Raw genomic sequence first — 25363 nt, 5'->3', positions numbered from 1 at the left:
AAAACCAATTCATTTAGAGATAGCATGATAATTGGCAAGGTTCATTCTGGCATGCACAATTAAAATAGGAGCTTTATTTCCTATGCTTAAATGTGTTAATTTACCAGCTACATAACCGCCCATAAATGAATCCTGTCCTATAACGACATGTTCTTAAAGCCATCTAAGTCAATATTAAGGAAGGAATAAGGGGTTTTTAAAGAGTCTAATTGTTTTACAATTTGCTTAGTTTCAATAATAAAAAATTTTGTGTACGCACACGAAAATTAATTATATTAGCTGAAATAGATTTTAACTAAACAATATTATGAAATTAAAATTTAAAAGTATTGAGAGCTATGGTATAGTATTTTTGGCATTGTTAATCATCATGTCTAGTTGTGGACAAGCTAAAAAGGACGCTACTCCGTGGGTAAGTTTATTCGATGGAAAGACTTTAAATGGGTGGTCTAAAATTGGAGGTAATGCGACCTATGAAGTTAAAGACGGTGCTATTGTAGGGACATCCACCTTAAACACGCCAAATACTTTTTTGCGAACCGATAAGATGTATGGCGATTTTATTTTAGAGTTGGATTATAAAGTAGATCCTAAATTAAATTCAGGAATTCAAATACGAAGCAATAGTCTTCCTGAATATAAAAACGGACGTGTCCATGGCTATCAAATCGAGATTGATCCTTCAGAAAGAGCTTGGAGTGCTGGTATTTATGATGAAGCTAGGAGAGGTTGGCTTTATAACCTTGAAGGGCAGCCAGAAACTCAAAAAGCCTTCAGACAAAATGCTTGGAATCATTACCGCATTGAAGCGATTGGCGATACATTAAAAACTTGGATTAATGGGGTGCCTGCAGCTTACTTAGTAGATGATATGACCGCTACAGGCTTTATAGGTTTACAAGTGCATAGTATTGGACAAGATCAAGAAAAAAATGGCACTCAGGTTATTTGGAAAAATATAAAAATAGTAACAAAAAATGTAGCTAAATATACTAAAACAAGTACTTTGAAGCCAATATATACCACTAATAACCTTTTTGGTGAAGATGAAAAGTATGGTTGGAAAATGCTTTGGGATGGAAAAACGACAAATGGTTGGAAAGGTGCCAAACTGGATTCATTTCCAGAATCTGGTTGGGAGATTAAAAACGGAGAACTTACTGTGCTGGCTTCTGGAGGTCAAGAATCTACAAACGGTGGCGATATAGTAACAACCGAAAAGTATGGCGATTTTGAACTTCAAGTGGATTTTAAAATTACCGAAGGTGCAAATAGTGGGATTAAATATTATGTAGATACCGAAATTAATAAAGGAGCGGGTTCTTCAATAGGTTTAGAATATCAGATTTTAGATGATGCTAGACACCCTGATGCAAAACTAGGAAATCATTATGGAAGTAGAACTATGGCTTCTTTATACGATTTAATTCAAGCAGATGTTAACAAACATGTTAACCCAATAGGAACGTGGAATCATGCACATATTATTTCAAAAAATAACCATGTAGAACATTGGTTAAACGGTAACAAAGTTTTAGAATATGAGCGTAAAAGTCCAGAATATCTTAAACTAGTCTCTGAAAGTAAATACAGTAAGTGGCCAAATTTTGGTGAAGCAGATCGGGGTAGAATTTTGCTTCAAGATCACGGTGATAAAGTGTCTTTTAGAAATATTAAAATACGACCACTAAATACAGTCAAAAACTAAACAACTATGAGTACAGATAGACGAAGTTTTATAAAAAAAGCAGCGGTAGGTGCTATAGGCATTACTTTAGGCAGTAAAGCAAATGCCATGACTGCCAAAAGTTACTCCAATATTATTGGGTCTAATGATAGAATCCATGTGGCAATACAAGGCTTAGGAAGGCGTTATGGCGCTTTTAAAGCCCCCATTGTAAATAAAAACAATAACATTAAGTTACTTTATTTGTGCGATGTTATGAAAATACAACGCGACAAAGCTGCAGCAAATTTTACCAATGATTTAAATTATAAGGTAGCTTTAGAGAATGATATTCGTAAAGTTTTAGAAGATAAACATGTAGATGCGGTATTCATGGCAACTCCAGACCATTGGCATACTCCAGGGGCTTGTATGGCCATGCAAGCAGGAAAGCATGTTTATTTAGAAAAGCCATGCAGCCATAATATGTATGAAAATGAATTGCTAGTAGCTGCTCAAAAAAAGTATGATAAATTTGTTCAAATGGGAAACCAACAGCGTTCTTCTGTTGAATCTAAAGCTGTCATTAACGATATTTTAGAAGGTGCAATTGGTAAAACATATAAAGCAACAGCCTTTTATATTAACAAAAGAGGAGCTGTACCGAACCAAACAAAAAGTGCCGCACCAGAAGGATTGGATTGGGATCTTTTTCAAGGGCCAGCGCCAAGACGAGATTATACCGATGATACTTGGAATTATAATTGGCATTGGTATGGTTGGGATTACGGAACAGCCGAAATGGGTAACAATGCCACCCACGAATTGGATATTGCGCGTTGGGCATTAGGTGTAGAACTACCTGAATATGTTGATGTGCGATCAGGTAAAAATCAATTTTTAGATGATGGTTGGGAAATGTACGATTCGATGGAAGCAAGATTTAGATTTCCGAATAAAAAAATTATTGAATGGGATGGTCAAAGTAGAAATGGCTATAACAAATACGGAAAAGGTAGGGGTACGATAATTTACGGATCTGAAGGATCCGTCTTTATTGATAGAGAAGGGTTTGAGGTGTTTGATTTAGGAGGGAAATCTATTCGAAGCAATAAGTCTGCTGGAACAGAAGGCGGTTTAGCTTTAGGTGGTGGTGGCGATTTAACCGACAAGCATGTTACTAATTTCTTTGAAACTATTCGAGGTAAAAGTACCTTGGCAGCACCTATTGAGCAAGGGGCCGTTAGTCAAGCCATGACCCATTATGCGAACATTGCATCTAGAATAAACAAACCTTTTGAAATTGATTCAAATTCAGGAAGGATTTTCGATAGAGAAGCCATGGCACTATGGTCACGTAGTTACGAACCCGGTTGGGAACCAAAGCTAACATAAAAGAGCGTTTATGAAAAGAAGGGATTTTATAGTAAAAAGTGGCTTGTCTTCCGTTGGTTTAGTAGCTGGAACATCTGCAATTTATGGGCTGTCTAAAAATATTATGGCCAATGATATGGTAAATGTTGGTGTGATTGGAACAGGTGACAGAGGTAGTGGGTTAATACCTTTACTTAATGAAATTGAAGGCATTAATGTAGCAGCTTGTTGTGATGTATTGCCGTTTAGGCTCGAAGCAGGTTTGGTTAAAACAAATTATAAGGCTAAAGGCTATAACCATTATCAAAAACTTTTGGACAACAAGGATATTGACGCCATTGTCATTTCAACTCCATTTAATACCCATTCAAAAATTGCTATGGATGCTTTAGATGCAGGAAAGCATGTGTATTGCGAAAAAACTATGGCAAAAGGACTCAAAGAAATTGATGCTCTTGTTAAAAAAGCCGAAGATACACCTAAAATATTTCAGACAGGACACCAATACCACAATTCAAAACTTTACAAACATATTGTAAAGCTCATTCATGACGGAGAAATAGGAAAAGTAGTTGCTTTTGATTGTCAGTGGAATAGAAACGGGAACTGGAGGCGTCCTGTGCCAAAACCAGATTTAGAACGAGCTATTAATTGGCGAATGTATCGGGAATATTCAGGTGGGTTAACGGCTGAATTGAGCTCGCATCAAATAGACTTTGTTTATTGGGTTTTAGGTGAAAATCCCAAAAAAATCATGGGTGTTGGAGGGGTTGATTATTGGAAAGACGGTAGAGAAACCTATGATAATACGCATTTAATTTATGAATATCCTAGCGGCGTAAAAGCAACTTTTAAGTGTTTGACAGCAAATGCTTTAGACGATTATCAAATAAAAGTACAGGGCGATAAGGGTACCATTATTATTGATTATAAACAGGCATGGATTTATTACGAAAATGGTTTTGAAAAAGAATATGGAGATTTAGATGGTGTTTCTGGCGCCACGATCAACCCGCATTCTAGAAAAGCAGTTCCAATTGATATGCCAATACAAGATCCGAGTAAATTGGCTTTAAGAGATTTTAAAATCAATATTTTAAACAATAAAACACCAATTTCAAACGTACATACTGGAGCTTATACCGCCAAAACGGTGCAGTTATCTTTAGATGCGATGTACCAAAATAAAATCGTTTATTGGGATAAATAGTTCATTTTCTTGATTAAAAGTAAAAGCGACTGAATAGTTACTAAAATTTATTTGGCAGGAGCTTGTTGAAACCGATATTGATTGGCAATCAGTTAAAAATATTTTGACAAGCTAATATACATCAAATATATTTTTTAGAGACTTCTCGCAATCCGAGTAAAAAACTACTCCAAATGCTGTTCCAATAACCAGCTGTAAACAGCCTCGTTATTGTAAGTTTCTGTCCAACAATCATGGTTAGCCGTTGGGTAAAGTGTGAGTTTGGTATTGGGATTTAATTTTTTCATTGCTTCATAAGCGGTTTTCGTTTGTTCAACAGGAACTACAGCATCTTTTTCGCCATGAAAAAACCAAACAGGAAGTTTTTTAGCCCATTTTAAATAGATTAAAGGAATGTTTGCTGCACATACAGAGAGCATGGCGGCATAGGTGTTGGGGTTATTTACGGCCATGCGCCAAATACCATCTCCACCGCGACTAAGTCCTGCCAAATAAATTCTTTTTTTATCAATAGGTAAGGAGTCTGCGAGCTTTGTTACCATGCTGTGAATAACACGGTCGTCCCATAAACCATTTTTGTGCGGATTTAAAGGTGCAAAAACATAAAACGGAAACGCTTCACCATGAGCAATACGTTTAGGAATTCCATGCGCTTTTACCAAACTAAGATCGGTACCGCTTTGGGCACCACCATGAAGAAAAACAACTAGCGGATATTGATTCTGATTTTCCGTAGGGGTATATAAATAATATTGCATTTCCTCTTTGCCAAATACTTCGGTTTTATGTGGTTTTAGTTGTGCAAAAAGGCTAGAACTAAAAAGTATTAAGAGTAAAACGTGTTTGTATATCATTGATTTTAGGTGTATAAAATTAGGGTTTATCTGTCATTTTTAGCTCATGGCAAACCGTGTCTAAAATAACAATTATCAGATTAAAATCTTTACAATCAACTAAATTATACTTTAAAGATATGGCTTATTAGTAGGACTTTTAAAAACCAACCTGGTTTAATACCAATAAATTAAAAAAAGTACTTAAACCTTTAAGTGGTGGTTTATAGGTTGTCAGAATTCTTATAAAATATTTTTAATATTCTGATAATTAGTATTTTATGTATATTTTTAGTCTTGTGTATTGAGTAGTAATTTACTGATTTATTAATCATCTAATAAAAGGTAAAATTTAAACTTTATTTAATTTTAGTCAAAAACTGCCTAATTTCACATTTAAAATAATGTGTTGTCAAATTATTGTTGGTAAAAGGTGCTTTTCCTTAATAATAACACATTCCATCATAAATATATTTTTATTAAACATGTATCACTTAGGAATAGATTTAGGAAGTTCGTCGGTTAAAGTGGCTTTAGTGGATGCCGTTAGTGGAAAGAAAATAACCTCGCTACACGAACCACCAAATGAAATGGAAATTATAGCCATTCATCCAGACTGGGCAGAACAAAGCCCGAATATGTGGTGGCTGCATGTTTGTAATGCCATAAAACGTGTTATTATTGAAGCTAACATTAATGCTTCAGATATAAAAAACATTGGAATTTCGTATCAGATGCACGGTTTGGTTATTGTTGATAAGGATGGTAATCCGTTGCGAAATTCAATAATTTGGTGCGATAGTCGCGCTGTTGAAATTGGCAGACAAGCCTTGAAAGATTTAGGCAAAGATTTATGTGGTGAACACATGTTAAACGCGCCAGGGAATTTTACAGCTTCAAAATTAAAATGGGTGATTGATAACGAACCCGAAATTTATAAAAACACCTATAAATTCATGTTACCAGGCGATTTTATTGCTTATAAATTGACTGGTAAAATGGCGACAACCAAAAACGGTTTGTCTGAAGGTATTTTATGGGATTATAAAAATGAAGATGTTGCTACCCATTTATTAGATTACTACGGGATTGATAAAAATTTAGTGCCAGAAATTGTTGAAAATTTCACCAATCAGGGTGCTGTAAATGATGAAGCTTCAAAAGAAACGGGGCTTCCTAAAGGCGCTCAGGTTACCTACCGTTCTGGAGATCAGCCAAACAATGCCTTATCGCTTAATATTTTTAACCCTGGAGAGGTTGCTGCAACTGGCGGAACTTCGGGCGTAGTTTATGCCGTTTCAAATAATTTACAACCTCAAGAAATTTCAAAAGTAAATCATTTTGCACATGTTAATTACACCGAAAAACAGCCTGTAATTGGGACGTTGCTCAATATTAACGGTGCCGGAATTCAGTACCGTTGGTTACGCAATAATAGCGGTAACGATACTTATGAAAACATGAACCATAAAGCCGCAAAAATAGATGTTGGTTCTCATGGTGTAGTAGTTATTCCTTTCGGGAATGGTGCCGAGCGTATGTTAGAAAATAAAAACGTAGGCACGCATATTTTAAATCTGAATTTAAACATTCATAACAATAAGCATTTGTATCGTGCTGCTTTAGAAGGTATTGCGTTTGCTTTTGTGTATGGTATGGATATTTTGAAAAATGATATAGGAGATATTAAAGTGATACGTGCAGGAAACGACAATTTATTCCGTTCTGAAATCTTTGCGAATACGGTAGCTACCTTAATCGATCATGATATCGAAATTTATAATACAACAGGTGCCGTTGGTGCTGCTAGAGCTGCAGGCTTAACCGATGGCGATTTTAAGAAGTTTGGTGAAAATATTACCAAAAACGACCATGTAATGACTTACAAGCCCTTAGGAAACAAAGCACCTTATGAAGCGGCTTATAAAAGATGGAAAAACGAATTAGAAATGATATTAAAACACAAATAAATTATGGCACTTATAGGAAACAAAGAGTACTTTAAAGGTATTGGCGACATTAAATTTGAAGGTAAAGAATCAGATAACCCTTTAGCGTTTAAATATTACAATCCAGAACAAGTCGTGGCTGGAAAAACCATGCGCGAACATTTTAAGTTTGCCATTTCGTATTGGCATACTTTCTGTGGCACTGGTGGCGATCCATTTGGGCCTGGAACACTAAATTTTCCTTGGGATGCACCTTCAGATGCGATTGATGCTGCAAAAGAAAAGGCTGATGCTGCATTCGAATTTATTACCAAAATGGGTTTCGATTATTACTGTTTTCACGATATAGATTTAGTTAGAGAAGGATCTTCTTTTGCCGAATTAGAAAGCAGGTTAGCAACTATAACCGAGTATTTAAAAGAAAAACAAGCGGCTTCTGGCGTTAAATTACTTTGGGGTACAGCAAACTGTTTTTCTAACCCGCGTTACATGAATGGGGCATCAACAAACCCAGATTTTAACGTGGTAGCAAGAGCGGGAGGACAGATTAAATTGGCTATGGATGCTACCATTGCTTTAAATGGTGAAAACTATGTATTTTGGGGTGGTCGTGAAGGTTACATGTCTTTACTTAATACCGATATGGGTCGTGAATTAGACCACATGGGACAGTTTTTAGGCATGGCTAGAGATTATGCCAGAGCACAAGGATTTAAAGGAAATTTCTTCATCGAACCTAAGCCTATGGAGCCTATGAAGCATCAGTATGATTTTGATTCGGCTACCGCTATCGGGTTCTTAAAAGAATATGGTTTGGATAAAGATTTCAAAATAAATATAGAAGTGAATCATGCTACATTAGCGCAGCACACATTTCAGCATGAAATTGAAACCGCTGCAAAAGCTGGCATGTTTGGGAGTTTAGATGCTAACCGTGGCGATTATCAGAATGGCTGGGACACCGATCAGTTCCCTAATAACATTCAAGAAACTACCGAAGCCATGTTGGTTTTCTTAAAAGCAGGTGGTTTACAAGGTGGTGGTGTTAATTTTGACGCTAAAATTAGACGTAATTCAACCGATTTAGAGGATGTGTTTTTAGCTCACATTGGTGGTGCAGATACTTTTGCTAGAGCTTTAATTACAGCCGATAAAATTATCACTTCTTCAGCTTACGATAAATTAAGAACTGCACGTTACAGTAGTTTCGATTCTGGAAAAGGAAAAGATTTTGAAGCGGGAAAACTAAATCTTCAAGATTTATACAAAATCGCTCAAGAAAACGGCGAATTAAAATTACAAAGTGGCAAGCAAGAATTATTCGAGAATATAATTAATCAATATATTTAGAATCACAGGCATAAAAAGTACTGGTCATGACAGTTTGTAGCTCATGATTCAGTACTTTCATTTTCTTAACAACTAAACCAAATCTAAAATGGAAGCAACAAATTCAAAATATCTTATTAAACTAACTCTGGTTGCCACTTTAGGCGGACTTTTATTTGGGTACGATACAGGTGTCATATCAGGAACAGTGGGTTCGTTAGAAAGTTTCTTTGTAACTCCAAAAGGCTTAAGCGAAACGGCTGCAAGTGCTTTTAAAGGATTTTTGGTTTCTAGTGCTTTAATTGGTTGTGTTATAGGTGGTATTTTTGGTGGTCTAATTAGTAAAAAATTAGGCAGAAAGAAAGGTTTAATTCTAGCGGCCATACTATTTTTAGTTTCAGCTTTAGGTTCGGCCATGCCAGAAATGTTTATAAAACCTATAGGGGAATTGGATCATACATTTTCAACAATATTTATTTTTTACAGAATTCTAGGCGGAATTGGTGTTGGGTTAGCATCTATGTTATCCCCGCTTTATATTGCCGAAATAGCGCCTGCGAATAGCAGAGGTAAATTGGTATCCTTTAATCAGTTGGCTATTGTTGGTGGTTTTATGGTGGTTTATTTTGTGAATTATTTTATTTCTAGAAGTGGCGGATCTGATGCATGGTTAAACGAAGTAGGATGGCGATGGATGTTTGCTTCGGAAGTGATTCCGGCAGGTTTATTTTTAATCTTATTATTTTTTGTACCAGACACCCCACGTTCTTTAATGTTGAAGCATAAACCAGAAGAAGCTTTAGATGTTTTAACTAAAGTTAATGGTGAAGCTGAAGCACATAAAATTTTAACTGAAATAGAAGGAACCTTAGTGCAATCTTCAGGAAAACTTTTATCCTACGGATGGTTAATCATTATTATTGGAATTACGTTGTCTGTTTTTCAGCAATTTGTAGGGATTAATGTCGTACTGTACTATGCGCCCGAAATTTTTAAATCAATAGACCCAAATACCGATGGGGCCTTATTACTAACTATTATTGTGGGTATTGTAAACTTCTTGTTTACTATTATTGCGGTTAAAACAGTTGATAAATACGGAAGAAAACCTTTAATGATGATAGGTGCCTTAGGGATGTCTATTGCCATGCTTGCCTTAGGTTTTGTGTTCTTTTCTGGAGCAACTGGTTATTTGGCTTTAGGCTGTATGATGCTTTATGTGGCAAGTTTTGCCATGAGTTGGGGGCCAGTGGTTTGGGTGTTGCTTTCTGAAATTTTCCCAAATAAAATTAGAGGTAAAGCCATGGCTGTAGCTGTTGCTGCCCAATGGATTTCCAATTACTTGGTATCCTTAACTTTTCCTATGATGGATGATAACACCTATTTAACCGAACAATTTAATCACGGTTTTGCATACTGGGTTTATGGTATTATGTCGCTATTAGCTATGTTTTTTGTTTGGAAATATGTGCCAGAAACCAAAGGCAAAACCTTGGAAGAAATGGAACAGCTTTGGGATAAAAACACAACTGAAAATTAGGGTTTTATAAGTGATGAAGACTTATTATGTATGTTGAAATTCCAGTTTGAAACCTGTGTGAGTTTTTAGAATTTCTTCATAAATATTATCAGTATTAAAATCTCAGGTTATTTTTAATCTGAGATTTTTTTAGTATCAAATTGTTTAATCTCCATTATTTTTTCTTCAAAAGTATCTTTAAACTTAGATCTGTTTTTAATTCTTGCTTTATAGGAATAAATGGTGGCGACAGACAACTCTAAAAAATTTGCCACTTGATTACTGTCTTGAACACCTAAGCGGTATAGAGCAAAAATGCGCAATTCGTTATTTAGTGAATTTTCCTTATCTAATAGCACTTTTTCGCTTTCAGGAAAAAGCTTGTAATAATCATTTATAAAGTTTGGAAAGAGTTTTAAAAAGACCTCATCAAACTCCTTAAAAAGGTCTATTCTCGCCTTTTTAACATTATATTTTTTAAGGATTTGAACAACCTCTTTTGGTCTTTCAGTAATAATTTTGTGTAAAATCCGTTTTTGCAACTGGTCTATTCTATGGATATAATCTGATGAAGCATTTAGGAAGTAAGTAATGTATTCTTGTTTTATTCTATCGGCTTCTCTAAGATCTGTATTCACTTCCTGTAATTTTAAATTCGATTCGGCTAAAATGCGTTTAGACGCACTGCGTACCCTTAATTGTTTAAAGATGATAAAGGAAAAAATAACAACGATTATAGCAAGAATAGAAAGGGCGATAACAATTTTTTGCAAGCTACTTTTTTGTTTTTCGGTTTTTTGAAGTTGTGCTTCTTCAATAATAGGTAGAATTGAAGATATTTCTATTTTTCTGTGTCGTGCATTATAGAAATTAGCATCTTCCATAGCGATAGAAATGTATCGGTTGGCTTTCTGTAAATTGCCTAATTTAAAAAACTCATTCGCCAAATGCCTTAAAGCAACGGTTTCCATAATTGCATTTTCTATATCGGCGATTGATGCTAATGCTAAATAATCTAAGTTTTTTTGTTTAAATCCCTGTGCATCATAAACATAAGCTAATGAAGAGGTTGCAATGGCATAATATTCAGGGGTAAGTTTGTAATTATTAATCCAAAAGTTTAATGCTTTTTCAGCAGCTTTCCATTGGCTCGCTTTAAGGAGTTTTAAACCTGTTAAGTTCCAATATTCGTTAGAGTTAGGAGCGACATAGTTTAATGCTTTCTCTAAAAAGGCATTGCCTTTTTTTATATACGTTGCACTATATCTGCTGTCCCTTGTATAATCTGCTAAATCAAAGTAGGTTCTAGCTTTAACCGAATAATAATCACATTTATAAGACTTCGGAAGCGTTTCAATGTTGATACTATTTAAAGTGTCATTTGCTTCTTTAAATAATCCAGACGACATTAATGCAAAACTTTCATTAATCTTTGTTTCATTAATTTTTAATGAATCCTTTAGTTCATGTGCTAAAGATTTAGCTTGTTCAATATAGAAATAAGCCGAGTCGTATTGAAAGGATTTATATTCTTCAAAAAGCGATAGGTATGCTTTATATAAGCCTGTTCTATTTCCGCCATAAGCATTTTTTTCGGCTATTTTTTTTACTAAAGCGATTTGCTTGTGTTTATTCTTAATGTAAATATCTTTTTGAGAAATAGCTTGGTCTAGCTTCTTAATAATTGAATCGGTTTGAAAAGCATAGTTCTTTCCAATTGCAAATAAGAAACAAAAAATGAAAATATATTTACTCATAGACTTAAAATTGAAGTTATAATCCTTGAATTGGAACTAGATTATTTTGTGAATATATCAAAAAAACGATATATAATTGATGAAAATTGAATGCGTAACCTTGATTTTTTAAAAAAAAACCTTGATTTTAAAACATATGGTTTTTTTATAATCAATTGGTAGTTAAGTTCTTGTGTGTTTTATTTAAGATATATTTTATTGATTTTCGATTACTAATTTTTTTGAGGCTGCAGATTGTGTCTAATTTTGGAATATGCTTTTACTATTTAAAACTGTAAGCGCATAACTAATTAAACTAAATTAACGAACCTATGAAAACTAAACTAAAACAAACTACCCCATGAGAAAGAAACTTTTAATTAAGAATAGACATTGTTTGGTAAAGGCAATACATGCTATCCTATTATTGTTTTTTGTAACAAGTATGCATGCAAAATCAGACACTACATCACGTAAAATGTATGGTTTTGAAAGCAGTAATTTCATTATTCAGCAACTTACAATTAGTGGTAAAATTATTGACGAAAACGGCATGCCTTTACCAGGAGCCAATATTATTGAAAAAGGAACAACAAATGGTGTTGTTTCCGATTATAGTGGCGACTTTTCCATTTCGGTCTCCAGCAGTACATCTGTAATTGTTATAAGCTACCTTGGTTATAAGAATACAGAAATTGAAGCTGGTAAACATTCCGGAGTCATTCAACTTGAATTGGACGCAGCTACTTTAGATGAAATTGTACTTATAGGGTATGGTTCTTCTAAACGTAAAGATGTTACTGGAGCCGTGTCTTCCATAGCCGATGGCGATATGAATCAAGGAGCAATAACAAATCCACTACAATTAATTTCGGGTAAAGCTTCTGGTGTGGTTGTAACCCAGACAGGTAATGAGCCTGGTGCTACACCAAGTGTAAGAATTCGTGGAATATCTTCTTTAATTGGTGGTAACGATCCGTTAGTGGTGGTTGATGGAATTCAAGGTAATTTGGATTTATTAAATCAAATCCCACCTAGCGAAATTGCTTCAATGGATATTCTAAAAGATGCTTCAGCAACTGCGGTTTATGGCTCTAGAGGTGCTGCTGGTGTGATTATAGTAAGCACCAAAAAGAACAAAGCAGGAAGTTCGAGCTTGGAATATGTTGTAAGCTCTTCATTAGATTTTATTCCTAAGAAATTGGATATGTTGGATGCTAATCAATGGTGGACTGAAGCACAACGTGTAGGTGTACCTGCATCAGCAAACCATGGCTCAAACACCGATTGGTATGATATTTTAACAAATAGTGGTTCTACACAAACACATGCTCTATCTTTTGGAGGCGGAACAGATAAATTTAATTATCGCGGTTCAATAAGTGCCATTCTGCAAGATGGTGTGGTTATCAATTCAAATAACCAAAAATATATTGGACGAATTATAGCGACTCAAAAGGCGTTAGATGATCGCTTAACTTTAACCTATAATCTTAACAGTGGTATTGTTGAAAATACGGGTACAGTTCAAAGTATTGGTCGGGCGTCTTTTACATCCAATCTAATTACAAATGCTTACATGATGCGTCCTACAGATCCTGTTTTTGATGTAGATGGAAGTTATTTTAACGACCCAAATGTATTTCAATACCTTAACCCTTATGCTGTTGCTCAAACAGTTGTAAATGAAGCTCAAGAAGATAATTTATTTGGGAGCTTAAAAGCCGATTTAGATGTCTATAAAGGCTTAAGTGTTGGTTGGTTTGGAAGCTGGAGAAAAACAAATTATACAAATGGTTTTTTCCTTCCTGTAGAATCTACAAGTGCTAATGCCATAGACCAAAATGGATTTGCGAATATCAATAACAGCAGTCAGAATGAAAAACTGATGAATATTAGTCTCTCTTATAAAAAAGTATTTGGAGATCATAATATTAATGCTCTAGCTTTATACGAATGGCAAAACCAAACTTATCAAGGTAATTTCGCTCAAACAAGAGGTTTTATTAATGATATCACCACATATAATGCCCTTCAATTAGGCGATTTATCGAGTGTACGACCAGGAGATATTACTTCATATAAAAATGATCGTACTCTAATATCATTTTTAGGACGTGTTAATTATTCTTTTAAAGACCGCTATTTATTAACGGTGAGTATGAGACGTGATGGTGCTTCAGTATTTGGAGTTAACCACAAATGGGGTAATTTCCCTTCTGCTTCCGTAGCTTGGCAAATAGATCAAGAGCCTTTTATGAGAAATCAAAAGGTGTTTAATGAGTTAAAAATACGTGGAGGTTATGGTGTAACAGGTAACCAACAAGGTCTTTATCCTCAAAACTCACTGTCTTTAGTTGGAGGTTCTGGAGTTACTTATTTTGGTGGACAACAAATTACAAACTTTAATGTGATACAAAATGCAAATGCCGATTTACGTTGGGAAACAAAAAAACAAACGAATATTGGATTGGATTTTGCCTTACTTAAAGGGCGTTTGCGTGGTACCATTGATGCTTACACAGCGACAACAGATAATTTATTATTCGATTATACAGTACCACAACCCCCTTTTCCATACAGTACCATTAAAGCTAATGTGGGAAGTATTGTAAATGAAGGTTTAGAAGTTTCTCTTGGTTATGATGTGATTAGTCGAGAAGACATGACTTTAACTTTAGCAGGAAATGCCGCTTTTCTACGAAATGAAGTTCTAAAATTAAGCGGTAGTATTAATGGGGTACCCTTAAATACAAATTATGTGCCGTGGGGTCCAAACTCTTATTTAATAGAAGGTCAGCCAATTGGTACTTTTAATATTCTTCATCATACAGGAAAAGATAATTCTAACTCAGAAACTGTTCAAGATGTTAATGGAGACGGAGTCATAGATCAAGGAAATCAAAGTCCAGATCGCTTACTGCAAGGTTCTGCATTACCAACTTATACCTATGCTTTTAATCCAACATTCCAATATAAAAATTTCGATGTGTCTATGTTGTGGAGAGGTTCTGGTGGTAACAAAATTTACAATGGCTTAAGATCTTCCTTAAGTTATTTAGAAAACATCGGGCGATCAAATGTATTAGAAAGTGCTGTTAATTTAGGGATTGAAACGTCTCAATACGGTTCAGATCTTTGGTTAGAAAAAGGTGATTTTTTAAGACTTGAAAATCTAACAGCGGGATATACTTTAAACTTTAACGACATAAAGTTTTTGGACACTATGCGAATTTCAATAACAGGAAACAACTTATTGTTAATTACCGATTACACAGGAATTGATCCTGAACTTAATTTTTCTGGAGGCAATGGCTTTGGTGGAGATAATGGTATTTATCCACGTACACGAAGTATTGTTATTGGTTTAGATGTGAAATTAAAATAAAATGAATCGCGCATGCAGCGCTAATTATATTCGCGGGAATATCAAATAGCTAACTGCATGTTACGATTAAAAACAATATATAAACTCATGAAAATGAAAAGAAAAAATATAGTATTAATAGGGTGCTTAAGCATACTTTTAATGGCCGCTTGTACAAATGTAGATGAGGTTGTTTATGATAGATATCCTGCTGAAGACTTTTACGGAACTCCAGAGGGAGCCGATATTGCTCTAGCTAGTGTATACGCAGAAATTCCAGGTGAATTTGTACGTAATAATGCCTCTGGTGTAGGCTATGCTGGAGCCGATAATGGCTGGTACGACATGAATTGTATGGCTTCCGATGAACAAGTTATTCCTCACAGAAATACAGGCGATTGGCAACAAGATTTCGCACGCTTACATAAACACGAGTGGTTACCAACCGATTTTATAATTAATAACACTTGGAACTGGCTATACAAATCTATTTTTAATGCTAATCTAGCTGTTAGTTTGTTAGAAGATTCTAGAGCCGACGAAGCAAAAATTGCAGAAGCAAGAGTATTGCGTGCTTTCTTTTATTATTTGCTTATTGATGATTTTGGTGATGTGCCTTTTTATACAGAAAATACCATTACAGTCGATCAAATACCACAAGCATCACGTAAAGAAGTATTTGATTTTATTGTAAAAGAATTAACCGAAAACGTAGAACTACTTTCTGGAACAAAAGGAGGTAATTTTTACGGAAGGTTTAATAAATGGGCGGGTTACATGCTGCTCGCAAAAGTGTATTTAAATGCTGAAGTATATACAGGTGAGGCAAAATGGGCTGAATGTTTAGAAGCTTGTTTAAAAGTGAGTGAAGGCGGATTTAATTTACATCCTGCTATAACTGATGCTAATTTACCTTTAGGAAACACCTATTACGAATTATTTGGAGATGTGCTTCCAGACGATGAAACTATTTTAGCTATTTATGCTACGCTCGATGTTTTATCTCGTAATATTTATACAAATCGAAGTTTGGCAGGATCGCATGCGCAAGCATTATTTGGGTATAGTGGTTGGAATGGAACCATTGTTCCTAAAGATTTCTATTTAAAATATGATGATAACGACATCCGTAAACAACAATATTTAGTTGGAGAACAACCAGGTGGTGTAAATTATACCCTTGATGTACAGTCTATCGATAGTCCTGGAGCAGCGCCACAAGCGGGAGTTAGAAACATTAAATTCTATCCAGTAACACCTAGAACAGGTGGGGGAGCTTCTAACGATTTTCCAATCTACAGATATGCCGATGCCCTTTTAATGATGGCCGAATGCCATGTGCGTTTAGGAAATTCTGCAGCAGCAAAACCATTTGTAGATGCCATTAGAGAACGCGCGGGTCTTGCTGCCTTAACCACTAATCCAACTTTAGAAGATATTTATAATGAGCGTGGGTTTGAACTGAATTGGGAAGGACATAGACGTCAAGATATGATTCGTTTCGGAACATTTTTAGAACCAAATGAATTTAGAGGTGCTAGTAGCGATTATAGAAAAATATTTCCAATACCTACGTCTGCTTTAGATGCAAACCCAGGTCTTCAACAAAATCCAGGTTACGAAAACTAAAAACTATGAAAACATTTATAAATAAATTATTTGCAATTAGTTTATTGCTATTAACATTTTCCTCTTGCGAGGACGATGCAGAATTTCAACACCCAGCTGGGTTAACTACTTTAGCCGATGTAAGTTTTTCTGCCCCAATTGTTGCAACACCAAATAAAGTTGTACTCTCTGAAGCTAATAGTTTTGAATCGGTACTAACGGTTTCATGGTTGGATGTAAAATTTCCAATTGAAGCTCCCGTAACCTATACATTAGCCATTGATGTTGTGGCCGATACTTTTGGCGAAAATGCTTGGGCTAATGCGAAAAGAATTTCAGTTGGCGAAGATGTGTTAAGTGTTTCCTTATTAGGAAAAGAACTAAATGAGTATGCTGCAAGTCTAAATTTAGCGCCAGATGTTAAAGGCGAATTGGTTGTTCGAGTTGAAGCTTACATGGATCGTTATGTATATTCCGATTCTGTTGTAGTTCAGGTTACGCCATATTTTGAAGAGATTGCAACAGGAGAGGTTTACATACCAGGGTCTTATAATGGTTGGGATCCTTCTACGGCATCAAAATTAATGGCCATTGGACCGGATGTTTACGAAGGTTATTTAACAATTAATGCGCCTCATGGTTTAGGGTTTAAAATTACACCTGAGCAAAATTGGGATAAATTTTATGGTCTAGATGGCAATGGTAGTTTGGCCTTAGGAGCCGATGGCGATTTAACTTTTCCAGATTATGGGGCTTATAAAATAACGGTAAATCTTAATACACTTAGTTATAGTATTGTCCCACATTCATGGGGAATTATCGGTCCTTCAACACCAGGTGGCTGGGATGCCGACACCGACATGAGTTACAATTATACCACAGGAAAATGGGAATATGTTGGGTTATTAGCTCCAGGAGCGATGAAGTTTAGGCTAAACAATGATTGGGCTGTTAACTACGGAACTGAAGATGGAAATAGTGGGGAAATTGAAAATGGCAAAGTGTATTTAGATAACCCAGGAGCACATACTATAACAGATGGTGGATTCTATAAAGTAACATTTTCTGTTGATCCAAACACTCCAGAGGAGGCCATATATTCGGTAACTAGCGAGCCTTATTCCTGGGGAATTATTGGCGACTCAACGCCTGGTGGCTGGGATACCGATACCGATATGACCTACGATTTTAGTATTTCAAAATGGAAATTTACAGGCGCTTTAGTTCCAGGCGCACTTAAATTTAGACTTAATGATGAATGGGCTGTTAACTATGGTACTGAAGATGGAAACAGTGGTGATATTGTCGATGGCATTATGTACCTAGACAATCCTGGCGCACATACTATTACCGAAGCAGGGGATTATGAAGTAGTTTTCAATTTAGATCCTTCAAATGCAGGAACAGCAATCTATTCAGTAACGAAATTATAAACAAAAAATTCGATGAAAAATTTATTTTTAAATATATTAATAACGCTGTGTTCAATCACAGCGTTTACATCCTGCAATTCGGATGATGATGGGGCTGCTGCAGTTTCATCGCCTTACAAGCAATACGGTTCACCTTTTGCCAATATGCCTCAACCTAAGGATGCTATTATCTATCAAGTTAATCTAAGGGCTTTTAGTAACTCAGGAACGCTTAACGGAGTTAAAGAAGGTTTAAGTCGTATTAAATCGCTTGGCGCTAACGTGGTTTATTTAATGCCAATTTACCCTGTAGGAGTTTTAAATTCTGTAGGCGAATTAGGGTCTCCTTATTCTGTTAAAGACTATAAAGCAGTTGGAGAAGAGTACGGTACTTTAGAGGATTTACGTACCCTTGTAGATGAAGCCCATAAAATGGATATGGGAGTGATTCTAGATTGGGTAGCCAACCATACGTCTTGGGATAATGCTTGGATTACCGAACATCCTGAATGGTATCAAACAGATGATTCTGGAAATATTATAGCGCCTCCTGGAACGGGTTGGAATGATGTTGCTCAGCTAGATTATAACAATACTGAACTAAGAAAAGCAATGATTGATGCCATGTCGTATTGGGTTTATAATGCCAATATTGATGGATTTAGATGCGATTTTGCCGATGGCGTACAACAAAGTTTTTGGTCTGAAGCCATTTCAACCATACGTTCTATAAAAAACCAAGAAATGATCATGTTTGCTGAAGGCACTCGAAGAGATCATTTTGATGTTGGATTTGATTATACTTTCGGATTTAAATATTTTGAAACTCTTAAAAAAGTATTTTCTGAAGGCCAACCGGCATCTTCAATACAAAATGCAAATGCTGAAGAATACAGCAATAATTATGATGACAAAAACCGTATAATACGCTATACAACCAATCATGATGTGAATATTACCGATGGAACGCCTTTAGAGTTGTTTGGAGGTAAACAAGGTTCGTTGGCTACTTTTGTGGTTGCAGCATACATGAAATCTGTTCCTATGATTTATAATGGTCAAGAAATTGGGTATGCAGAACGTATTCCATTTTTTAATAGAAGCCCTATTGATTGGAGCACTGCTGATGCGGATGTTTTAGCGGAATATCAAAAAATCATCGAGTTCAGAAAAAATAGCGACGCCATAAAAAGAGGTGCTTATAGCGGCTATAGCAGTAATACCGTGTCTGCTTTTACCATGAAAACAAATAACGAAACCGTACTGGTGCTTTCTAATTTAACAAATAGTAATGTTAAATATATTGTTCCAGCAACACTTTCTGGATCTTGGAGTAATGGCTTTACAGGGCAAGCTACACCTTTAAACACCGAAATAACCCTAAGTCCCTACCAGTACCTAGTTTTAAAGAAATAATTCTAAAAAATATTATGTTTTACCACACAAGATTTTCATTAAAATCCAAGGCTAACTATGTCTTTACTTTACTTGTATTTGTAATTTTTAGTCAGGGGTTACAAGCGCAAACCATTACGTCACCAGACAAAAACCTGTCTCTAACTTTTGAAGTTAATCAACAAGGTATTCCCGTATATCAACTTCAATACAAAGGAAAATCTGTGATTAAACCAAGTAAATTAGGACTTGAAATTAAAGATCAGCCCTCTTTTATGGAAGGTTTTAAGGTAGATAAAACAGAAGAAAAAACGGTTGATACCAATTGGGAGCCGCTCATGGGTGAAGAAAAAACCATAAGAAACCATTATACCGAATTAAAGGTAGCATTAATGCAACCTAAAAATAATAACAGACAATTGATTATTAGGTTTAGATTGTTTAATGATGGGCTTGGTTTTCGTTATGAATTTCCAAAACAGCCTAACTTGAATTATTTCATTATCAAAGAAGAGCATACCGAATTTCAATTAACTGGAAATCATAAAATTTTCTGGATTCCAGGCGATTATGATACGAATGAATATGCGTACACCACTTCAAAAATTGGTGAGCTTCCTGAACTGATGGAAGAAGCAACGGCTTATATTACGGCGCAACACCCTATTGAAAATCTTGCAGTACAAACACCATCTATGATGAAAACCGATGATGGTTTATACATTAATATTCATGAAGCTGCATTAATAAATTACCCTGCAATGTCATTAAATGTCGATGCGGAAACCTTCAAAATGAGTTCGCATTTAACTCCCGATGCGGTTGGCAATAAAGGATATATGCAAACCGATACGCAAACACCTTGGAGAACCATTGTTGTAAGTGATAAAGCCACTGAAATTTTAGCTTCAAAATTAATTTTAAATCTTAATGAACCTACAAAATACAAAGATGTATCATGGATTAAACCAGTTAAATACATTGGCGTTTGGTGGGAGTATTTCGTGGCGGGAAAAAGTACTTGGGCTTATGGCACAGAAACGAATGTGAAATTGGATCAAGATTTTAGCAAATTCACGCCTAACGGAAAACATGGCGCAACCAATGAGCGTGTTTCATCATACATAGATTTTGCTTCAAAACACGGTTTTGATGCGGTTTTAGTAGAAGGTTGGAATATTGGTTGGGAAGATTGGATTGGAAATTGGAAAGAAAATGTATTTGATTTTGTAACACCTTATCCCGATTTCGATGTCGATGCCATGCGTGATTATGCTGCAACTAAAGGTGTTCAATTAATGATGCATCACGAAACTTCAGCTTCAGCTTCAAATTACGAACGCCGCTTGGACAGAGCATTTCAGTTCATGAAAGACAATAATTATAGTGCTGTAAAAACAGGTTATGTTGGTCAAATCATTCCACGTGGTGAACATCATGACGGCCAGTCTATGGTGAATCATTACATCCATGTCGCAGAACGTGCGGCAGATTATCAAATTATGATTAACAGTCATGAAGCGGTAAGACCAACAGGATTACATAGAACCTATCCTAACTGGATTGCACAAGAATCGGCAAGAGGTACAGAATTTGAAACTATGGGAGGATTAGATCCAGACCATACTACAATACTACCTTTTACAAGACTTATGGGTGGGCCTATGGATTACACCCCTGGTATTTTTCAAACCGATTTAACCTATTATAATACAGGTGGAAACCAACGAGTAAACACAACGCTTGTAAAACAATTGGCCTATTATGTAACCATGTACAGCCCTTTACAAATGGCTGCGGATATTCCAGATAATTATGAGCGTTTTCCTGATGCTTTTCAATTTATAAAAGATGTGGCTGTCGATTGGGATGCTTCATACATTCAAGAAGCAGAACCTGGAGACTATATTACGATTGCTAGAAAAGCAAAGGGTAAAAATGAATGGTATGTTGGCGGGATTACTGATGAAAACTCAAGAACTGCTACCATAGACTTTTCATATCTACCAAAAGGTAAAAAATACATTGCTACCATTTACGCCGATGCTAAAAATGCCAGTTGGAATAAAAACCCACAAGCGTACACTGTAAGAAAAGCTATTGTTACTAGTAAAAGTAAGTTAAACCAATATATAGCACCAGGTGGCGGATTTGCAATAAGTATTAAAGAAGGCAATACTTCAGAAATGAAAGCATTGAGAAAGCTATAAAGATTTTGCACAATAGTGTGCAATTATTTACTAACTAAACCCATTAAATTATGAGAAAAATTACTTTTATTATTTTCTGTTTGTTAACAGTTAATTTTGCGAGTGCACAGTTAAATTCTGTTGCTATTGTAGGGAATGGAGCTGGAGGATGGCCTGGAGATGCAGGCAACCCAGGTCCAACAGACACGAATCAAATGACTTCAACGGACAATATACTTTGGTCACTTGATAATGTAACGCTAACTAGTGGAGCTGTTAAATTTAGAGGAAATAACTCTTGGGACTTACCATATAATTGGGGAGGGACATCATTTCCAACAGGAACGGCAATCGAAGATGGCGCAGGAATAGGTACTACAGCTGGTGTTTATAATATTACTTTTAATTCAAACACTTTAGAGTATGCATTTGTATTGGTTTCGGCTAGCAATTTGAACGCCGTTTCAATTGTTGGTGATGGCGCTGGCGGATGGCCTGGAGACGCAGGAAACCCTGGGCCAAATGATTTGCATCAAATGACCTCTACTGATGGTATAAATTGGACACTTGATAATTTAACACTTACAACGGGATCGATTAAATTTAGAGGAAACAATGCCTGGGATTTACCGTATATCTGGGGAGGTACTAATTTTCCAAACGGAACAGCAGTTGAAGATAGCCCAGACAATATTCCTACAACAGCAGGAACCTACGATGTTACTTTTAATTCGGATACCTTTGTTTATAATTTTACATCAAAAAGTTTAAGTGTAGATAAAGCCAATACATCTAATTTTGTAATCTATCCAAATCCAATAAAGGACATTATTAATATTCAATCGAATACGGCCGTTTCAAGCTTAACATTGTTCGATATAACAGGGAAAAAGGTGTTTGAAAGTAAAAACGTTTTAAGTAATAAGGTTGCGGTAGGAAAACTTCTTCCAGGTGTTTATATTATACGCCTTATAGGTGCTAATGCAAGTACTGTTATTAAAAAAATTGTTGTGAAATAAATTTCTAATGGATTTTTAAGTAACTTATTTCAAGAAAGCTATTAAGAATTCATGTTCTCAACAATAGAAAAAGCTTCCAACTAACAGGAAGCTTTTTAAGTTTTACTTATTTTGATCTATATGCTTATTTATTCCGCTTTAAGCGCAACCTTCCCAAAATACTTTTTACGTAACCAAAAGGACACACGTACTAATAAAATTAAGGCAGGAACTTCAACTAACGGACCTATAACACCTGCGAAAGCTTGTCCGGAATTAAGTCCGAAAACAGCAATAGCAACGGCAATAGCGAGTTCAAAATTGTTTCCTGCAGCAGTAAATGCCACCGATGCTGTTTTATCGTAAGTAGCGCCCATGGCTTTTGTAAAGAAAAAGCCAATAATAAACATTAAAGTAAAATAAATAAGGAGCGGTACAGCTATAATTAATACATCCATTGGGATTTCCACAATCAGTTCTCCTTTTAAAGAGAACATCACCACAATTGTAAATAATAGGGCAATAAGTGTTATTGGAGAAATGGCAGGAATAAATTTTGTAGTGTACCAAACTTCACCTTTTAGTTTTACTAAAATTACACGGCTTAAAATTCCTAAAACAAAAGGGATGCCTAAATAAATGGCAACACTTTCGGCAATGGTAGCAATTGAAATATCGACTATAGCACCTTCAAAACCAAAATAAGGCGGAAGTATGGTTATAAAAATCCAAGTGTAAAAACTATAAGCAAATACTTGAAATATACTGTTTAGTGCAACCAAACCAGCACCGTATTCGGCATTGCCTTCCGCAAGATCATTCCAAACTAAAACCATGGCAATACATCGTGCTAAACCTATTAATATGAGGCCAACCATGTATTCTGGATAATCCCGTAAAAAAGTTATTGCCAGAATAAACATGAGCACAGGGCCAATAATCCAATTTAAAATTAAGGATATGGATAAAATTTTGGTGTTTTTAAAAACCTTTGGTAATAAGGCATAATTCACTTTTGCTAAAGGCGGATACATCATTAAAATAAGCCCTATGGCGATGGGGATATTTGTTGTTCCGCTACTTAAACTATTTATAAACGTTGGGAAATTAGGTGCAAAATACCCAATACCAACACCTAGTGCCATAGCAGAAAAAATCCAAAGTGTTAAGTAGCTATCGAGGAAACTTAGTTTTTTATGTGAAGCCATATTATGATTTTATTTTTGAGAATACAAAATAGAGTTCTGTAGCAATTTGTAAACTCCTTTCGTTATATTTTTCGGCTTGTAGCGGCGTATCGTCAAAAGCTTTAGGGTCTTCAAAAGTGATGGGAATACGTTTTTCTGCGCCAGCAATAAACGGACATCCGCCATCGGCTTGCGAACAGGTCATGATGGCTGCGAATTCGGATTTCGGATTAAATTCAGCATCCAGTTTTTTAGAAAAACCAATAATAGGATCTGCATTTTCTCCGTACTTTATGCTGTAAATAGGGTTTTTACCTTCCGATATGGTTTCAATAGCAAATCCTGTATTACTTAAAGTTTTAGCAACCACCGGAAATAGTGCAGTAGCCTCGGTACCTCCTGAATAACAGAACACATTTTTTATATTAAAATGTGCTGCCAAAGTCTGCGCCCAAACTTGCGATAAATGACTACGACGTGAATTGTGTGTGCAAATAAAATTTATACGAATTTCTGCATTCGTGTTTACCTTATCTTGAATAAAATCTATTAGAGGTTGCAAAGTTTCTTTGCGCTCTTCAGTGATGCTTTCAGGGTTTAATCCTGAAATGGTTTGTTCAATTTTACTAAATATTTTCATTTTTGATGGGTTTAAATACTTTTGGGGTTAACAACAGCCACTATTAGGTGTGCAACAAGAATCGGATTGTATTTCAGATAATTTTAATTTTGGTTTTTCAGCAGGGATACCACAATTATCTTTTGCTAAGCAATCGGTTTGTTTTGTGGTTAATATAAAATGTGTACCGTTAAAATCTAATCCATATTTTCCTATGGTAGTATCTTGGTACTCCACTTCAATTTCTAAGTCACCTATTTCTAGAACTTTTTCAGAAAGTTCTATGATGTTTAATAGTTTCTCAGGATGCAACCTATGGTCGTAGTCATTGGCATTCCATAATTGAAAGTTTGCAACTTCCTCATGTCTTACAGTTCCTCCACAGTCAATAAAATGTTTGGTAACTTTTCCTATTTCTGTAACGTGAAAATGGCTAGGAACCAATGTGCCGTTTGGTAATTGGAAGCCAATTTGATCTAATGTGCTTAATTTGTTTTTTACTTCTGAAAGTGTCATAACTATATTTGTTTATTGCGATAATACGATTAATGAATTCAAATTTTTTTAACAGCAATCTTGCTTTTTAGGAAGGTCTTGATCTAAAAACTCCGACATTACGGTTTTCATTTTGCTCCAAACTTCGGTGTTTATACAGTAGCAAACGCTGGTGCCTTCAACACTACCTTTTATTAAGCCTAATTGTTTTAATTCTTTAAGATGTTGAGATATGGTGGGCTGTGCTAAACCAATTTCGTTTACCAAATCCCCACAAACACAGGTGTTACTTTTAAACAAATACTGTAAAATAGCTACACGAGCAGGATGTCCAAAGGCTTTCGAAATTAATGAAATTTCGTTTTGTAAATCGTTAAACATTTCTGTTTTTGCTAAACCCATAGTACTTATTTATTTGTTCATTGCAATATTACGATTAATAATTGAATTAGAGGTGATTTTTATTTAAAATTATAA

At 35.4% G+C, this 25363-nt stretch carries 18 protein-coding genes; 12 read left to right on the top strand and 6 right to left on the bottom strand.

The window, feature by feature from the left end; genetic code table 11:
- Positions 1-307: 307 nt before the first annotated feature.
- From H6X70_RS03440 to H6X70_RS03430, 3 genes are read left to right on the top strand one after another with little or no spacing between them, the layout of a single operon-like run.
- Positions 308-1708: a DUF1080 domain-containing protein gene (locus tag H6X70_RS03440; RefSeq protein WP_194766282.1), complete on the top strand. Its 1401-nt coding sequence runs from the start codon at positions 308-310 to the stop codon at positions 1706-1708.
- A gap of 6 nt (positions 1709-1714) precedes the next feature.
- The gene (locus H6X70_RS03435) at positions 1715-3061 is read left to right on the top strand and encodes a Gfo/Idh/MocA family protein (RefSeq protein WP_194766281.1); all 1347 of its coding nucleotides are present in this window, start codon (positions 1715-1717) and stop codon (positions 3059-3061) included.
- A 10-nt stretch (positions 3062-3071) separates the two neighbouring features.
- Positions 3072-4250, top strand: a complete 1179-nt coding sequence (locus H6X70_RS03430; RefSeq protein WP_194766280.1) for a Gfo/Idh/MocA family protein — start codon at positions 3072-3074, stop codon at positions 4248-4250.
- 164 nt (positions 4251-4414) lie between these two features.
- On the opposite strand, the gene H6X70_RS03425 is transcribed toward H6X70_RS03430, so the two are convergent.
- Positions 4415-5104 carry a prolyl oligopeptidase family serine peptidase gene (locus tag H6X70_RS03425; RefSeq protein WP_194766279.1) on the bottom strand — a complete coding sequence of 230 codons (690 nt, stop codon included), beginning with the start codon at positions 5102-5104 and terminating at the stop codon, positions 4415-4417.
- A 464-nt stretch (positions 5105-5568) separates the two neighbouring features.
- On the opposite strand from H6X70_RS03425, the gene H6X70_RS03420 reads away from it, so the two are divergent.
- The 3 genes from H6X70_RS03420 to xylE all read left to right on the top strand — a co-directional run bounded on the left by H6X70_RS03420 (position 5569) and on the right by xylE (position 9901).
- Positions 5569-7053 (top strand): xylulokinase, encoded by a 1485-nt coding sequence (locus tag H6X70_RS03420; RefSeq protein ID WP_194766278.1) that lies wholly within the window; start codon positions 5569-5571, stop codon positions 7051-7053.
- 3 nt (positions 7054-7056) lie between these two features.
- A complete protein-coding gene (gene xylA, locus H6X70_RS03415; RefSeq protein WP_194766277.1) occupies positions 7057-8382 on the top strand; it encodes a xylose isomerase in 1326 nt (441 codons plus the stop codon).
- 88 nt (positions 8383-8470) lie between these two features.
- The gene (gene xylE, locus H6X70_RS03410; RefSeq protein ID WP_194766276.1) at positions 8471-9901 is read left to right on the top strand and encodes a D-xylose transporter XylE; all 1431 of its coding nucleotides are present in this window, start codon (positions 8471-8473) and stop codon (positions 9899-9901) included.
- Positions 9902-10014: 113 nt separating this feature from the next.
- Here xylE and H6X70_RS03405 read toward each other — a convergent pair whose 3' ends face one another.
- On the bottom strand, positions 10015-11637 hold the full coding sequence (locus H6X70_RS03405; protein ID WP_194766275.1) for a DUF6377 domain-containing protein: 1623 nt from the start codon (positions 11635-11637) through the stop codon (positions 10015-10017).
- A 340-nt stretch (positions 11638-11977) separates the two neighbouring features.
- On the opposite strand from H6X70_RS03405, the gene H6X70_RS03400 reads away from it, so the two are divergent.
- The 6 genes from H6X70_RS03400 to H6X70_RS03375 all read left to right on the top strand — a co-directional run bounded on the left by H6X70_RS03400 (position 11978) and on the right by H6X70_RS03375 (position 22606).
- A complete protein-coding gene (locus tag H6X70_RS03400) occupies positions 11978-15004 on the top strand; it encodes a SusC/RagA family TonB-linked outer membrane protein (protein ID WP_194766274.1) in 3027 nt (1008 codons plus the stop codon).
- A 93-nt stretch (positions 15005-15097) separates the two neighbouring features.
- On the top strand, positions 15098-16612 hold the full coding sequence (locus tag H6X70_RS03395; protein WP_194766273.1) for a RagB/SusD family nutrient uptake outer membrane protein: 1515 nt from the start codon (positions 15098-15100) through the stop codon (positions 16610-16612).
- Between the two features lie 5 nt (positions 16613-16617).
- Positions 16618-18024, top strand: a complete 1407-nt coding sequence (locus H6X70_RS03390) for a SusF/SusE family outer membrane protein (RefSeq protein ID WP_194766272.1) — start codon at positions 16618-16620, stop codon at positions 18022-18024.
- Between the two features lie 12 nt (positions 18025-18036).
- Positions 18037-19419 (top strand): alpha-amylase family glycosyl hydrolase, encoded by a 1383-nt coding sequence (locus tag H6X70_RS03385; RefSeq protein WP_194766271.1) that lies wholly within the window; start codon positions 18037-18039, stop codon positions 19417-19419.
- 14 nt (positions 19420-19433) lie between these two features.
- Complete coding sequence (locus tag H6X70_RS03380) at positions 19434-21608, top strand: glycoside hydrolase family 97 protein (protein ID WP_194766270.1); 2175 nt, start codon at positions 19434-19436, stop codon at positions 21606-21608.
- A 50-nt stretch (positions 21609-21658) separates the two neighbouring features.
- Positions 21659-22606 carry a T9SS type A sorting domain-containing protein gene (locus H6X70_RS03375; protein ID WP_194766269.1) on the top strand — a complete coding sequence of 316 codons (948 nt, stop codon included), beginning with the start codon at positions 21659-21661 and terminating at the stop codon, positions 22604-22606.
- 128 nt (positions 22607-22734) lie between these two features.
- On the opposite strand, the gene arsB is transcribed toward H6X70_RS03375, so the two are convergent.
- From arsB to H6X70_RS03355, 4 genes are read right to left on the bottom strand one after another with little or no spacing between them, the layout of a single operon-like run.
- Positions 22735-23793 (bottom strand): ACR3 family arsenite efflux transporter, encoded by a 1059-nt coding sequence (gene arsB, locus H6X70_RS03370; RefSeq protein ID WP_194766268.1) that lies wholly within the window; start codon positions 23791-23793, stop codon positions 22735-22737.
- A gap of 1 nt (position 23794) precedes the next feature.
- The gene (locus H6X70_RS03365) at positions 23795-24412 is read right to left on the bottom strand and encodes a low molecular weight phosphatase family protein (protein WP_194766267.1); all 618 of its coding nucleotides are present in this window, start codon (positions 24410-24412) and stop codon (positions 23795-23797) included.
- 27 nt (positions 24413-24439) lie between these two features.
- Complete coding sequence (locus tag H6X70_RS03360) at positions 24440-24907, bottom strand: DUF6428 family protein (protein WP_194766266.1); 468 nt, start codon at positions 24905-24907, stop codon at positions 24440-24442.
- A 48-nt stretch (positions 24908-24955) separates the two neighbouring features.
- On the bottom strand, positions 24956-25288 hold the full coding sequence (locus tag H6X70_RS03355; protein ID WP_194766265.1) for an ArsR/SmtB family transcription factor: 333 nt from the start codon (positions 25286-25288) through the stop codon (positions 24956-24958).
- Between the last annotated feature and the right edge of the window lie 75 nt (positions 25289-25363).

It is taken from the genome of Tamlana sp. I1 (genome assembly GCF_015355625.1).
GTDB lineage: Bacteria > Bacteroidota > Bacteroidia > Flavobacteriales > Flavobacteriaceae > Pseudotamlana.
Note: the sequence above shows the minus strand (reverse complement) of the source record. Positions and strands in the feature narration are given on the sequence as shown.

Excerpts from the sequence above, each read along its gene's own strand:
- H6X70_RS03440 (WP_194766282.1), top strand. The coding sequence starts at position 308 with ATGAAATTAAAATTTAAAAGTATTGAGAGCTATGGTATAGTATTTTTG.
- H6X70_RS03435 (WP_194766281.1), top strand. The coding sequence starts at position 1,715 with ATGAGTACAGATAGACGAAGTTTTATAAAAAAAGCAGCGGTAGGTGCT.
- H6X70_RS03430 (WP_194766280.1), top strand. The coding sequence starts at position 3,072 with ATGAAAAGAAGGGATTTTATAGTAAAAAGTGGCTTGTCTTCCGTTGGT.
- H6X70_RS03425 (WP_194766279.1), bottom strand. The coding sequence starts at position 5,104 with ATGATATACAAACACGTTTTACTCTTAATACTTTTTAGTTCTAGCCTT.
- H6X70_RS03420 (WP_194766278.1), top strand. The coding sequence starts at position 5,569 with ATGTATCACTTAGGAATAGATTTAGGAAGTTCGTCGGTTAAAGTGGCT.
- xylA (WP_194766277.1), top strand. The coding sequence starts at position 7,057 with ATGGCACTTATAGGAAACAAAGAGTACTTTAAAGGTATTGGCGACATT.
- xylE (WP_194766276.1), top strand. The coding sequence starts at position 8,471 with ATGGAAGCAACAAATTCAAAATATCTTATTAAACTAACTCTGGTTGCC.
- H6X70_RS03405 (WP_194766275.1), bottom strand. The coding sequence starts at position 11,637 with ATGAGTAAATATATTTTCATTTTTTGTTTCTTATTTGCAATTGGAAAG.
- H6X70_RS03400 (WP_194766274.1), top strand. The coding sequence starts at position 11,978 with ATGAGAAAGAAACTTTTAATTAAGAATAGACATTGTTTGGTAAAGGCA.
- H6X70_RS03395 (WP_194766273.1), top strand. The coding sequence starts at position 15,098 with ATGAAAAGAAAAAATATAGTATTAATAGGGTGCTTAAGCATACTTTTA.
- H6X70_RS03390 (WP_194766272.1), top strand. The coding sequence starts at position 16,618 with ATGAAAACATTTATAAATAAATTATTTGCAATTAGTTTATTGCTATTA.
- H6X70_RS03385 (WP_194766271.1), top strand. The coding sequence starts at position 18,037 with ATGAAAAATTTATTTTTAAATATATTAATAACGCTGTGTTCAATCACA.
- H6X70_RS03380 (WP_194766270.1), top strand. The coding sequence starts at position 19,434 with ATGTTTTACCACACAAGATTTTCATTAAAATCCAAGGCTAACTATGTC.
- H6X70_RS03375 (WP_194766269.1), top strand. The coding sequence starts at position 21,659 with ATGAGAAAAATTACTTTTATTATTTTCTGTTTGTTAACAGTTAATTTT.
- arsB (WP_194766268.1), bottom strand. The coding sequence starts at position 23,793 with ATGGCTTCACATAAAAAACTAAGTTTCCTCGATAGCTACTTAACACTT.
- H6X70_RS03365 (WP_194766267.1), bottom strand. The coding sequence starts at position 24,412 with ATGAAAATATTTAGTAAAATTGAACAAACCATTTCAGGATTAAACCCT.
- H6X70_RS03360 (WP_194766266.1), bottom strand. The coding sequence starts at position 24,907 with ATGACACTTTCAGAAGTAAAAAACAAATTAAGCACATTAGATCAAATT.
- H6X70_RS03355 (WP_194766265.1), bottom strand. The coding sequence starts at position 25,288 with ATGGGTTTAGCAAAAACAGAAATGTTTAACGATTTACAAAACGAAATT.